The sequence below is a fragment of the Tessaracoccus terricola genome (genome assembly GCF_054776555.1).
Map to the genome: position 1 here is coordinate 223,233 of NZ_BAAHBS010000007.1, position 12,284 is coordinate 235,516.

A 12,284-nucleotide genomic window follows, 5' to 3' on the forward strand; every position below is an offset into this window, starting at 1 on the left:
GGCATGAGGTTCGGTCAGATTCGCAAGTTGCCCAGCGGCCGCTTCCAGGCGAGCTACCCGGGCCCTGATGGACGGCGGTACAACGCTCCAGCGACCTTCACGCACAAGGCAGATGCCCAAGCCTGGGTCACCGAGGAGCGACGGCTCATTGAGTACGGTGCGTGGGTCAGTCCAGTCGCACGGGCGGAAGCCCAGAGGGCGGCTGAAGATGAGCGCTCCGAGCGGGAAGCAGTTGAGGCTCTCGCGGCGGAGGCTGAGGCACGGGTTCCCACGGTCGAGCAATGGGTGAGTGCCTGCATCGACGAGCGCCAGAACCGGACGCGTCGACCCATCAAGCAGACGACGGCAGACAACTACCGAAAGCTGGCCCGGCTCAACGTCGACGGAACGAGGCTTGGCGGCCTCCGCATCACCGAGGTGAAGCGGGCAGACGTCTACGACTGGCGGTGGAACGGTCCCCCCAGCAGAACCAGAACACAGGGTGGCAAAGCCTACGAGCTGCTCGTGTCCGTGTTTGACGACGCCGTGAGGGCTGAGTTCATCAGCGCGACCCCGTGCACATTGCGGGGGGCGGGAGCACCTGACCGGGCAAGGCAGCCCCAGTCTCTGTCACTGGAGGAGGTGGACCGGTTCCTGAACTCGGTGGGAGTGCCCTGGGCGCGGATGGCCCTGACCCTCCAGATCACCTGTGGGCTACGGATCGGAGAAGTCCTGGCGTTGAGGTCCAAGGACCTGGACCTGCAGGCCGGAACCGTCACGGTGGCCGGGACGGTTGCCAAGGTGGGGGAGCTTGGGGCGCGGAGCCTGCAGGTCCAGGATCCCAAGACGCCAGCATCCTTCCGGACCCTTGCGCTACTGCCGGCCACGGTTCCGAGCCTCAAGGCATGGCGCGAATCCCGTGGTGAGCTGAAACCGGAGGCGCTGCTGTTCTGTGATGTCTTCGGCAGGCCCTTGAACGACGACGTGTTGCGGCGGTTGCACAAGAAGGCTGCAGCGAGCATCGGACGCGCCGAACTGAAGGACCATGACCTCCGGGCGACGGCTGCCACTCTGGCCGCGGCTGCGGGGGCGTCTGTTCGTGAGATCCAGGCGATGCTCGGACACACGACCCCCACGATGGCTCTGCAGTATCAGACAGCCACCAAGGAGCGTGACGCCGAACGGGCCCGCAGGATGTCAGCTCAGCTGGCCGATGCACGCCGCAGAGCCGCACGGGGACCAACCCGCGACAAGAACCCAGGGCGGTGAGCCAGATGCAGTTCGTCACGCCCTTTGACGTGTCCCAGCTCGTGAGATTCCCCTCCACGTGCCGGGGCCGGGTTGGCGCTCGGCCAGAGGCCTCCGAACGGATCCCGAAGGCCTTGCCCATGCCCACGCGTGCAGCGAACGTGCAGCGAACGTGCAGCGAATGTGCCCCAAACTGGCGATAGCTGGCGGAGGGTGGCGGAAGGTGAAATGAGAAGAACCCCTAGTCAACTCGACTTTCGCCTTGTCAACCAGGGGTTCTGATCTGTGTCCGAGAGAGGACTTGAACCTCCACGCCCGATAAAGGGCACTAGCACCTCAAGCTAGCGCGTCTACCAATTCCGCCACCCGGACAGGGTGTGTGTTCCTCGTGGGAACGCGACAACAAAAGATAGCAGGAGCTTCGGCGTCGACACAATTCGAGCGGGACACGCGCTCCTGCGCGCCCTGCTGCGTCACTCCCGGTGGCCGTTCGGGCCGCCGGAGACGTCGTCCAGGGCGGAGACGATGGGTGGCACGAGGCGTTTGGTGTCGGTCTCCAGCAGCTCCGCCAACTGCGTCCTGTTCCGGGGGCCGATCAGCGCGGAGGCCACCTGCGGGGCGTCGCGCACCCACAGCAGCGCCACCTGGGCGGGTGTCAGCCCGAGCCCTTCGGCGGCCTTGGCCACGGCGTCGACGACGGCCTTGGAACGCGGCTGCAGGTAGGGCTCCAGGAACCAGGAGAAGTGGTCGGCGGCGGCGCGGGAGTCGCGGGGGATCCCGGTGCGGTACTTGCCGGTCAGGGCACCCCTGCCGAGGGCGGACCAGGCCAGCAGGCCCATCTCGTGGTGGTGGGCGCCACCGATCACCTCCACCTCGGCGCGACGGGCCAGGAGGGAGTACTCCACCTGCACCGACGCCAGCGGGGTCCGGCTACCGAGTGCGCGCTGCCAGGTGGCGGCGGTGGCCAGCTGCCAGCCGACGAAGTTGGACACGCCGGCGTAGCGCACCAGGCCGCGGGTGATGGCGGAGTCGATGGCGGAGAGGGTCTCCTCGATGGGCGCCTCGCCCCAGGCGTGCACCTGCCACAGGTCCACGTGGTCGGTGTTCATCCGGCGCAACGACTGCTCGAGGTCCGCCAGCATCGCGCCGCGGGAAGTGTCCATGACCCGCTTGCCGTCGCGGATCACGAAGCCGCCCTTGGTGGCCACCACCAGGTCCTCGCGGGGGAGCCCGCCGGCGAACAACTTGCCCAGCATCTTCTCCGCGACGCCGCCACCGTAGGCGGGAGCGGTGTCGACGAGGTTGCCGCCGGCCTCCACGAAGTCGACGACGAGGCCGCGGGCCTCCTCCCACTTGACGTCACGGCCCCAGGCCATGGTGCCGATCCCGAGGGGGGAGACGCGCAGGCCGGAGCTGCCGAGGGGTCGAAGTTCCATCCCGCCAGCCTAGGACGCCTGCAGGACGCCGGTCAGCAGCAGCGCTGCCACCACGGCGGCGAGACCCAGCCGGTAGTAGACGAACCCTCGGAAGGTGTGGGTGGAGATGAACTTGATCAGCCACGCGATCACCGCGTAGCCCACCAGGAACGCGAGCACGGTGGCCACGATCGTCGGCCCCCAGGCGGTGGCGCCGTCGCCGATGTCCTTCAGCTTGTACAGGCCGGACCCGAACACCGCCGGGATCGCCAGCAGGAACGCGTACCGGGTGGCAGCCTCACGGGTGTAGCCCATGTACAGACCGGCGGAGATGGTGGCGCCCGAACGCGACACGCCGGGAATCAGCGCGGCGGCCTGGAACAGGCCGTAGAGCAGGCCGTGCCCCCACGTGAGGTCCTTGAGTTCGCGAGTGTTGCGCTCGCCCACGCGGTCGGCGAAGAACAGGACGACGGCCACGCCCGCGAGCATGGCAACGGTGATCCACAGGTTGCGCAGCGTCGAGTCGATCGCGTCCTGGAACAGCAGCCCCAGGGCCACGATGGGGACGGAACCGATGATGACCAGCCAGCCCATCCGGACGTCAGGGTCGCTGCGCTCCTCCTTGCCCACCAGCGCCAGGCACCACTTGCGGATGATGCGGACGATGTCCTTCCAGAAGTAGACCAGCACCGCCGTCTCCGTGCCGAGCTGCGTCACCGCGGTGAAGGCCGCGCCGGGGTCCCTGCCCTCGAACAGCAGCTGTCCGACGATGGATACGTGCGCGCTCGACGAGATGGGCAGGAACTCCGTGAGTCCCTGCACGATCCCGAGGACGATCGCCTCGAACCAGCCCACGTCGTTCTCCTTGCTCTCGGGGAGTGTGCCGAGGGCAACTGTAGACCGCGTGGCACCCGGGCCCGGCCAGCTACGTTTGGGGACATGACAATTCTCGTCCTCGTCCGCCACGGCCGATCCCGAGCCAACGCCGACGGTATCCTCGCCGGCCGCGCCGACGGCGTGGAGCTCGACGAGGTCGGCCGCGAGCAGGCCCGGGAACTGGGGCGGTTGCTGGCCGGGTCCAGGATCAGCGCCGCCTACCGTTCCCCGATCCTGCGCTGCGCCCAGACCGCTGAGGAACTGGGATTCCCCGACGCCGTGGTCATCGACGGCCTGACCGAGTGCCACTACGGGGACTGGACCAACCGGAAGCTCTCGGAGCTCACCGAGGAGCCGCTGTGGCGCACCATCCAGGCCACGCCGTCGCAGGTGCGATTCCCGGCAGGCGAGTCGATGCTGGAGATGCGTGACCGGGCCGTCGCGGCGGTCGCCGACATCGTCGAACGCCACCCCGAGGAGACGGTGCTGTTGGTCAGCCACGGCGACCCCATCAAGGCCATCCTCTCCGATGCCCTGGGGCAGGATTTCGACGACTTCCAACGGCTCAACGTCGCCCCTGCCTCGGTCAGCGTCGTGGCCCACGCCCCGGACCGGCCCCCATTCGTGGTGTGCATCAACGCCAACACCGACGTCGCGGCCCTGCTCGCGCCCAGCCAGGCACCGACCGTCGGCGGCGGCGACGCCCCTGCGAAGTAGGCTGGCCACATGCTGCTCGAGTTCCCACATCCCGACCGGTGCGTCGTCGGCACCATCGGCGAGCCGGGCAACCGGCTGTTCATCATCCAGGTCTCACAGGGCGGCACCCTCGTCGCGGTGGCCGTGGAGAAACAGCAGGTCCAGATGCTCGGCCGCCGCATCGGCGAGATCCTCGACCAGTTGCAGTCGCTCGGCCGCGCGGACGCCGAGGGCGAGGAGCCGTCGGACCTCGGCCCGTTGGACGCGCCGCTGGAGGTGGAGTTCCGGGTGGGGGCGATCGGCCTCGCGTGGGACGCGAACCGCAGCGCCATCCAGCTCGAGCTGTTCTCCGTCGACCTGGGGGAGGAGGCCCCCGACGACGACTCCCACAACGTCCTCGTGCAGATCTGGCTCAGCTCCCGGATGGCGCGCGAGTTCTCGCTGCGGGCCGAGGTCATCGTCTCCTCCGGGCGGCCGGCCTGCCCGTTCTGCAGCCAGCCGATCGAACCCGGCGGACACATCTGCCCCCGCTCCAACGGCTACCGGGGCCCGTTGTTCTGATGGCGGCAACAGGACCCGACGGGGACCTCGAGCCGGTCGGGCGGCTCACTGAGGCCTCGAACGCCACCTTCCTCGCCCGGGACGCCGCCGGGACGGAATGGGTCTACAAACCGGTGGCGGGGGAGCGGCCGCTGTGGGACTTCCCCGAGCACACCCTCGGCCGCCGCGAGGTGGCCGCGCACCTGGTGAGCGAGCACTTCGGGTTCGACGTCGTGCCCCTGACCCTGTGGGGCGAGGGTCCCTTCGGGGAGGGCTCGGTCCAACGCTGGATCGAGGGCGAGGTCACCGGACTCGTGGACGTGGTGCGCCCGCAGGACCTGGACGAGACCTGGCTGCCGGTGGTCTCCGGCGTCGACGGCGAGGACCGCCCGGTGGTGCTGGTGCACCGCGACGACGCGGCCCTGCGCAGGGTCTGCCTGTTCGACCTGGTCATCAACAACTCCGACCGCAAGGTGGGCCACCTCATCTCCGACGGTGAACGCCTGCTGGGCGTGGACCATGGGGTCAGCCTGCACGTCGAGGAGAAGTTCCGGACGGTGCTGTGGGGGTTCGCGGGACAGGAACTCACGGAGGCGGAGCGGGACCTGCTCGCCCAGGTGGCGGCGATGGACCTGCCCACCCCCGAGGGGCTGGTGACGCAGGAGTGGGAGCGCGTCGCCGGGCGTTCCCAGGACCTGCTGGACGCGGGTGCGCTGCCCGCGCCGTCGGGGCGTTGGCCGGCCATTCCCTGGCCACCCTGGTGAACCCCCTTTCCCCGAGGCGGTAGGTTTGGGCCCATGTACGCGTGGGCCCCAGTAGATGTTCCCAGCCTCCCCCCGTCGGAGGACGTCCCGGACCGCCTCTTCCTGAATGACACTGCGAGTGGGGGCCCCGTCGCGGCCGACCCCGCCGCGGGTTCGGCACGGATGTACGTCTGCGGCATCACGCCCTACGACGCCACCCACCTCGGCCACGCCAACACCTACGTCTCCTTCGACCTGGTCAACCGGGTCTGGCGCGACCTGGGGCTGGAGGTCAACTACACCCAGAACGTCACCGACGTCGACGACCCGCTGCTGGAGCGCGCCGAACAGACCGGTCAGGACTGGGAGGAGCTCGCCGCGGACCAGACCGAGCTGTTCCGCAGCGACATGGAGGACCTCCGCGTCATCCCGCCCGACCACTACATCGGTGCCGTCGAGTCCATCGCCTGCGTCATCGACCTGGTGAACAAGCTCGTGCCCACCGGGTTGGTCTACCAGGTGGAGGACGACGAGCACCCGGACTGGTACTTCGACGTCACGAAGGCGCCCGGCTTCGGTGGAGTCAGCCACCTCGACGAGCAGCAGATGGTCGACGTGTTCGCCGAGCGCGGAGGAGACCCCGAGCGCCCCGGCAAGCGCCACCCCCTCGACTGCCTGCTGTGGCGCTTCGCCCGCCCGGGCGAACCCAGCTGGTCCTCGGACCTCGGGGCCGGCCGCCCCGGCTGGCACATCGAGTGCACCGCCATCGCGCTGCGCTACCTCGGTTCCGCCTTCGACGTCCAGGGAGGCGGCTCGGACCTGGTGTTCCCGCACCACGAGATGTGCGCGGCCGAGGCCATCGTCGCCACCGGTGGTGAGCACCTGGCCGATGCCTTCGTGCACACCGGCATGGTGGCGCTCGACGGCGAGAAGATGAGCAAGTCCAAGGGCAACCTCGAGCTCGTCAGCCGCCTGCGCCACGGCGGTGCCGACCCGATGGCCATCCGCCTGGCCCTGCTGGACCACCACTACCGCGAGGACTGGGAGTGGACCGCCGACCAGCTCGTGCGCGCCACCGAGCGCCTGGGGCGTTGGCGCAGCGTCCTCAACAACGGCGTCGCCCTGCCCGCGGCCGAGACCATCGCGGCCATGCGCAAGGCGCTCCGCAACGACCTGGACGCCCCCGCCGCCCTCCGGGCCGTCGACACCTGGGTGGCCGGCAGCCTCGCCGTCGACTCCGACGAGACTGGATCCATCGCCGAGGTCGCCGCCGCCGTGGACGCCCTCCTCGGCGTGAAGCTGTGACCACCGCGGAGCCGGTAGGCTGCAGGGCGTGAAGTCCTTCGAACAACTCTTCGAGCAGCTGACCGAGACCGCCCGCACCCGCCCCGAGGGGTCCTCGACGGTGTCCCGCCTCGACGCGGGCGTCCACCAGATCGGCAAGAAGGTCGTCGAGGAGGCCGCGGAGGTCTGGATGGCCGCCGAGTACGAGTCGAAGGAGGAGGCGGCCGAGGAGATCAGCCAGCTCCTCTACCACCTGCAGGTGATGATGATCGCCCTGGACCTGGACCTCGAAGACGTCTACCGCTACCTGTGAGCCGAACCCTGAAAGAAACCTCATGACTGAAGAACGCCTCTTGAAGGTGGCAGTGCCCAACAAGGGCGCCCTGTCCGAAGCGGCGGCCGGGATGCTGCGCGCCGCCGGCTACCACCAGCGCACGGACTCCAAGGACCTCACCCTCATCGACGCGGACCACAACGTCGAGTTCTACTACCTGCGCCCCCGGGACATCGCCGTCTACGTAGGCGAGGGCCACCTGGACCTCGGCATCACCGGCCGCGACATGCTGCTGGACTCCGGCGCCCAGGCCACCGAGCTGATGCAGCTCGGCTTCGGCGGCAGCAAGTTCCGCTTCGCCGCCCCGGCAGGGCAGGGCTGGACCGTGGAGGCGCTCGCCGGCAAGCGGATCGCCACCTCCTACCCGGGCCTGCTGCAGACGTGGCTGGACGAGCGCGGGATCGACGCCACCCTGACCAGGCTCGACGGGGCGGTGGAGTCCGCCATCCGGCTCGGGGTGGCCGACGCCGTGGCAGACGTGGTCGAGACCGGCACCACGCTGCGCCGTGCCGGCCTGGAGATGTTCGGCGAGGTCATCGTCGAGTCCGAGGCGGTCCTGATCCGACGCAACTCCGGCGAGGAGCCGGCCGGGCTGGACGCCCTGCGCACCCGACTGGAGAGCGTCCTGGTGGCGCACAACTTCCTGATGATGGACTACAACGTGGCGGCCGCCAACCTCGACGCCACCACCGCGCTGGCCAGCGGCGTGAATGGCCCGACCGTCTCCCAGTTGGCCAAGGACGGCTGGCTGGCCGTGCGGGTGCTGGTCCCCAAGAAGGGCGCCCACCAACTCATGGACGACCTGTTCGACCTGGGTGCCCGCGGCATCCTCCTGACCGAGTTGAGGTCCTGCAGGCTGTGACCGCCAAGATCCCGTCCGAGGACGTCCCCCAGATCCCCGAGCGGCTGCAGTTCACCAGCGTCGCGGTGCTCGTGACCTCCGTCGTCGGGTCCGTGGTCCTGCTGTTGGCCGCGATGTGGGGCTGGTACGCCATCGGCACCTCCATCCGCTCCCAGATCACCTGGCTGCAGGCTGCGACGCTGCTGTTCTTCCTGGTCTTCATGATCGCGATGATGCTCTCGATCGGGTACTCGCGGATCTGGGCCGACGAGGACGGCGTCGTCATCCGCAACGGACCGGTCCTGCGTCGCTTCAGGATCGACGAGGTGGCCGGCCTGCGCCTGCGCGACGGCGACCCCTGGGCCTACCTGCTCGTGAAGCACGAGGGAGGCGTCAAGCGGCGCGCGGTGCTGGCCATCCAGTCCCTGGAGGGGGACAAGGCCAAGCGCAAGATCCGTGCGCTGCGCGTCTGGCTCAAGGCCAACGGTGCGAACTCCGAAGGCATCACCCTGGAGGGTGACCAGAAGTAGCGCTTCACATGATGCCGCGCTTGCGCAGCAGCGCCTCGATCTCCGCGTCCTCCGGGTCCAGTGCCGGCTGCTTCTTGTCCTGCTTCGGCTGCGCCGGTGCCGCGGCGGCGGGCTTGCTGCCCTGGCCGACGGCGGGTTGAGCCGGCTTCTCCGCCACGGAGGGCTGCTCCGCAGTGCGTGCCCGCCCCTGCCGTGGCCGGGCCTTGGTCTTCATGAAGCCGGCCACGACGAGCAGCACGACGCCGAGTCCGGCCAGACCGGCACCCCAGGTCATGGTGTCGTTCCAGACGGTCCGCTGCGCCCAGTCGATGAGGCTCAGGACACCGTTGTAGGCGAGTTGCGTGATGCCCGTCAGGTAGAGCCCGAGCGGGAGCACCACCAGACCGATGCCGGCGACGAGAGTCTTGGGGTTCCTGCCCCGCGCGAACAGCCCGGCGGTGGCCGCGGCGACCACGGTCATGAGGCAGATGGTGATGAACAGGGCGGCTTCCATGTTCCCAGCTTTGCACACGCCCGAAGCCCCCGAGTGGGCTCGCGGTGCCGGAGTGGCTGTTAGCGTGGTGGCGACTCGTACGAGGAGGTGCGATCTTGACGTCCCGACCCAGTCCACGGCCCCGTCGGGTGGCCGTCGTCGGTTCCGGCCCGTCGGGCCTGTACACCGCGGAGGCGCTGCTCGCGGGTGAGCCGGACGTGCAGGTGGACGTGCTCGACCGGCTGCCGGCCCCGTACGGGCTCGTGCGCTACGGCGTCGCACCGGACCACACCAGGATCAAGTCCGTGACCCGGAAACTGGAGTCGCCGTTCGACAGTCCCCGGGGACGGTTCCTCGGCAACGTGCACGTGGGATCGGGCGGCATCCCCGGCGCGGTCCTGCGGGAGCACTACCACGCCGTCGTGCACGCCACCGGGAGCGCCGTCGACCGTGACCTCGGGATCGAGGGGGAGGAACTCGAGGGTGCGGTGGGTTCCGGCGCGTTCGTGTCCTGGTACTGCGGCCACCCCGACGCGGTGGACCTGCGGCCCACCCTGGACAGCGAGGGAGCTGTGGTCGTCGGTGCCGGGAACGTGGCACTCGACGTGGCGAGGATCCTCGCGCGGCCGGCCGAGGACCTCGCCGTCACCGACCTGCACGACGCGGTGCTGGACCGGCTGCACGACAGCGCCATCACCGACGTCCACGTCCTGGTCAGGAGGCGGCCGCAGCACGTCAAGTTCACGCCGATCGAGCTCCGGGCACTGGCCGACCTGGACGACGTCGAGGTACTGGTCCACGACGACGGGTCCCTGGCCCGCGACGCCGAAACCGCCCCGGACCGGCGCACCCGCCAGGTGCTGGACACCCTCGCCGCCTGGGCCACCGAGCCTCCCGGGGCCGGCGGCCGCCGCCGCATCCACCTGCGATTCCTGCGCAGCCCCGTGCGTCTGCTGGCCGATGCCGACGGCAGGGTGGCCGCGGTGGAGGTGGAGCGGAACGAGGTCACCCCGTCCGGGCGGGTGCGTGGGACGGGGGAGAAGGAGGTGCTCGTCGCCGAGCTGGTGGTGAAGGCCATCGGCTACACCGGCGAACCCGTGGCGGGGCTGCCCTTCGACGAGCCCAACGGCACCATCCCGAACGTCGCCGGGCGTGTGGTCCGCGATGGTGAGCCCGTGCCCGGAACTTACGTCGCGGGCTGGATCAAGCGCGGCCCGAACGGGGTGATCGGCACCAACAAGGGCGACGGCGCCGAGACCGCCGCGTCGGTCCTGGCCGACCTGCCCACCCTGGCCGAGCCACCCCGGGGTGGCGGCGACGAGGTGCTCGAGCGGCTGCGCGAGTTCGGCATCGAGCCCGTGACCTGGGACGACTGGCGGCGGCTGGACGCGGCCGAGGTCGCACTCGGCGGCAGCCGCGAGGGGGCGGAGCGGATCAAGATCGCCGAACGGGCCACGATGCTCGACGCCGCGCTTGGCCGCGCTGTGGTCAGGGGTGACGGTTAGGGTTTCTCGCATGGCAACCCTCACCGCTGCCCAGGCCCGCCGGATCGCACTCGCCGCCCAGGGGTTCGCGACGCCCAGACCGGAGCCGGGCACCGTGACCATGCGGCACGTCCAGCGTGTCATCGAGGCGGTGCAGGTGGTCCAGATCGACAGTGTCAACGTCCTCACCCGGAGCCAGTACCTGCCGTTCTTCTCCAGACTAGGCAGCTATGACACCGCCCTGCTGGACCGGGCCCGCGACGGCGCCGGCCCACGCGCCCGCGGCAACCGGCGGCTGGTCGAGTACTGGGCGCACGCCGCCAGCCTGATCCCGCCGCAGACGTGGCCGTACCTGGCGTTCCGGCGCGCCACCGCGGACCGGGACGCCTGGGGCCGCAACGTGCTGGCCGACCACCCCGGCGTGGTGGATGCCGTACTGGCGGCGGTGCGCGAGCACGGCCCGCTGACCGCGCGCGAGGTGGACCTGCTCGTGGAGCACGACGTGCAGCACAACAGGGACAACTGGGGGTGGAACTGGTCCCTGGTGAAGCAATGCCTGGAGTACCTGTTCTGGGCCGGTGAGATCGTCAGCTCGGGACGCAACCAGCAGTTCGAGCGCCGCTACGCCGCACCCGAATGGGTGCTCAGCCCGCAGCAGGTGGCCCACCGGCCCGGCATCGAGGAGGCCGCGGTGGAACTCGTGCGCCGCGCGGCCGGCGCCCACGGCGTCGGCACCCTCTCCGACCTCGCCGACTACTTCCGCCTCAGGAAGCAGGAGGCGGCGCCTGCAGTCGCGGAACTGGTCCGACGAGGGGAGTTGGAGCAGGTGGAGGTGGACGGCTGGGGTGAGCCGGCCTACCTGGACCCGGGCGCCCGCCGGCCGCGTCGCGTGCAGGCAAGGGCGCTGCTCAGCCCCTTCGACTCCCTGGTGTGGGAGCGGGACCGTGTGGAACGGCTGTTCGGTTTCCACTACCGGATCGAGATCTACGTGCCCGAGGCGAAGCGGGTGCACGGCTACTACGTGCTGCCGTTCCTGCTGGGAGAGCAACTGGTGGCCCGGGTGGACCTGAAGGCGGACCGGGCGGCGGGCGTGCTGAGGGTGCGGCGCACCACCCTGGAACCGGACGCACCGCCCGGCACGGCTGAAGCGCTGGGGGAGGAGCTCCGCGAGTTGGCCGACTGGCTCGGGCTGGTGGGGGTGGAGCCGGAGAACCACTAGGCTCGAGGACATGGACCACCTGCACCGACTCGCCCAGCCCAGCGCCCGCTTCGACGGCGACACGGGGGAGGCGGACCCGATCACGCGCCGGGCCATCGCCGACGTTCGCGACCACACGGGCTACATCCGGGCCCTGGTGGCGCTGTGCACCTCCAGGCTGCTGATGCCGGTGGTTGCCAGCGGGGACGAGACCATGCACCAGGACCCGGACCGCGAGGCCGAACTGGCCGCCGTGACCATCACCGACGGCGAGGACACCGCCCTGCTGGCGTTCACCGGGATCGACTCGATGAAGGCGTGGCAGGCCGACGCCCGTCCGATCCTGTGCCACCTCGACGAACTCGCCGCCACCGTGAACCCCGCCGGCGCCAACCAGTTGCTGGTGGACGTCGCCGGGCCCGTCCCGTTCGTCCTCGCCGGGGAGGCGCTGCGCCTCGTGGGTGAGGGGTTCCGGGCCGTCGAGTTCGAGGGCGAGGAGTTCGCCTGGGTCAAGTACGGCGAGGGCGCTGACGATTTGGCCGAGCAGGGTCAGTGAGTGTAGAGTCGTGAGCCGTTGAGATCTGCCATCAGGTGGATCCGCTACAAGTGGAGGCCTGACCTCCCACCTGCGTGGCCCCAGGGCT

The 12,284-nt window shown here is 69.9% G+C and carries 14 protein-coding genes and 1 tRNA gene; 11 read left to right on the forward strand and 4 right to left on the reverse strand.

The genetic code is table 11. The annotated features are described in order from the left end of the window. Positions 1-3: 3 nt before the first annotated feature. Positions 4-1,248: a site-specific integrase gene (locus ACYU7G_RS16990; protein ID WP_461110011.1), complete on the forward strand. Its 1,245-nt coding sequence runs from the start codon at positions 4-6 to the stop codon at positions 1,246-1,248. Between the two features lie 265 nt (positions 1,249-1,513). On the opposite strand, the gene ACYU7G_RS16995 is transcribed toward ACYU7G_RS16990, so the two are convergent. The 3 genes from ACYU7G_RS16995 to ACYU7G_RS17005 form a co-directional block, all read right to left on the reverse strand. Next, positions 1,514-1,599: transfer RNA gene (locus ACYU7G_RS16995), tRNA-Leu, on the reverse strand. Positions 1,600-1,700: 101 nt separating this feature from the next. After that, positions 1,701-2,663, reverse strand: a complete 963-nt coding sequence (locus ACYU7G_RS17000; protein WP_461110012.1) for an aldo/keto reductase — start codon at positions 2,661-2,663, stop codon at positions 1,701-1,703. 9 nt (positions 2,664-2,672) lie between these two features. After that, on the reverse strand, positions 2,673-3,497 hold the full coding sequence (locus ACYU7G_RS17005) for an undecaprenyl-diphosphate phosphatase (protein WP_461110013.1): 825 nt from the start codon (positions 3,495-3,497) through the stop codon (positions 2,673-2,675). Between the two features lie 84 nt (positions 3,498-3,581). On the opposite strand from ACYU7G_RS17005, the gene ACYU7G_RS17010 reads away from it, so the two are divergent. The 7 genes from ACYU7G_RS17010 to ACYU7G_RS17040 are packed head-to-tail and all read left to right on the forward strand — an operon-like array spanning position 3,582 to position 8,486. Then, a complete protein-coding gene (locus ACYU7G_RS17010) occupies positions 3,582-4,235 on the forward strand; it encodes an MSMEG_4193 family putative phosphomutase (RefSeq protein WP_461110014.1) in 654 nt (217 codons plus the stop codon). A 9-nt stretch (positions 4,236-4,244) separates the two neighbouring features. Further along, a complete protein-coding gene (locus tag ACYU7G_RS17015; RefSeq protein ID WP_461110015.1) occupies positions 4,245-4,775 on the forward strand; it encodes a DUF3090 domain-containing protein in 531 nt (176 codons plus the stop codon). Next, the gene (locus ACYU7G_RS17020; RefSeq protein ID WP_461110016.1) at positions 4,775-5,518 is read left to right on the forward strand and encodes an SCO1664 family protein; all 744 of its coding nucleotides are present in this window, start codon (positions 4,775-4,777) and stop codon (positions 5,516-5,518) included. The genes ACYU7G_RS17015 and ACYU7G_RS17020 overlap by 1 nt, the downstream gene beginning before the upstream one ends. 33 nt (positions 5,519-5,551) lie before the next feature. Beyond that, positions 5,552-6,802: a cysteine--1-D-myo-inosityl 2-amino-2-deoxy-alpha-D-glucopyranoside ligase gene (gene mshC / locus ACYU7G_RS17025; RefSeq protein ID WP_461110017.1), complete on the forward strand. Its 1,251-nt coding sequence runs from the start codon at positions 5,552-5,554 to the stop codon at positions 6,800-6,802. Between the two features lie 28 nt (positions 6,803-6,830). After that, positions 6,831-7,094 carry a phosphoribosyl-ATP diphosphatase gene (locus ACYU7G_RS17030; protein ID WP_461110018.1) on the forward strand — a complete coding sequence of 88 codons (264 nt, stop codon included), beginning with the start codon at positions 6,831-6,833 and terminating at the stop codon, positions 7,092-7,094. 22 nt (positions 7,095-7,116) lie between these two features. Beyond that, positions 7,117-7,977 (forward strand): ATP phosphoribosyltransferase, encoded by an 861-nt coding sequence (gene hisG / locus ACYU7G_RS17035; protein ID WP_461110019.1) that lies wholly within the window; start codon positions 7,117-7,119, stop codon positions 7,975-7,977. Further along, positions 7,974-8,486: a hypothetical protein gene (locus tag ACYU7G_RS17040; protein ID WP_461110020.1), complete on the forward strand. Its 513-nt coding sequence runs from the start codon at positions 7,974-7,976 to the stop codon at positions 8,484-8,486. The genes hisG and ACYU7G_RS17040 overlap by 4 nt, the downstream gene beginning before the upstream one ends. 4 nt (positions 8,487-8,490) lie before the next feature. Here ACYU7G_RS17040 and ACYU7G_RS17045 read toward each other — a convergent pair whose 3' ends face one another. Then, positions 8,491-8,979 carry a hypothetical protein gene (locus ACYU7G_RS17045; protein WP_461110021.1) on the reverse strand — a complete coding sequence of 163 codons (489 nt, stop codon included), beginning with the start codon at positions 8,977-8,979 and terminating at the stop codon, positions 8,491-8,493. 95 nt (positions 8,980-9,074) lie between these two features. Here ACYU7G_RS17045 and ACYU7G_RS17050 point away from each other — a divergent pair, with 95 nt between their 5' ends. The 3 genes from ACYU7G_RS17050 to ACYU7G_RS17060 are packed head-to-tail and all read left to right on the forward strand — an operon-like array spanning position 9,075 to position 12,196. Beyond that, a complete protein-coding gene (locus ACYU7G_RS17050) occupies positions 9,075-10,463 on the forward strand; it encodes an FAD-dependent oxidoreductase (protein WP_461110022.1) in 1,389 nt (462 codons plus the stop codon). A 10-nt stretch (positions 10,464-10,473) separates the two neighbouring features. After that, positions 10,474-11,661 carry a winged helix-turn-helix domain-containing protein gene (locus ACYU7G_RS17055; RefSeq protein ID WP_461110023.1) on the forward strand — a complete coding sequence of 396 codons (1,188 nt, stop codon included), beginning with the start codon at positions 10,474-10,476 and terminating at the stop codon, positions 11,659-11,661. 10 nt (positions 11,662-11,671) lie between these two features. Then, entirely contained in the window at positions 11,672-12,196 is a 525-nt protein-coding gene (locus ACYU7G_RS17060; protein ID WP_461110024.1) for an SseB family protein, read from the forward strand. Positions 12,197-12,284: the final 88 nt, after the last annotated feature.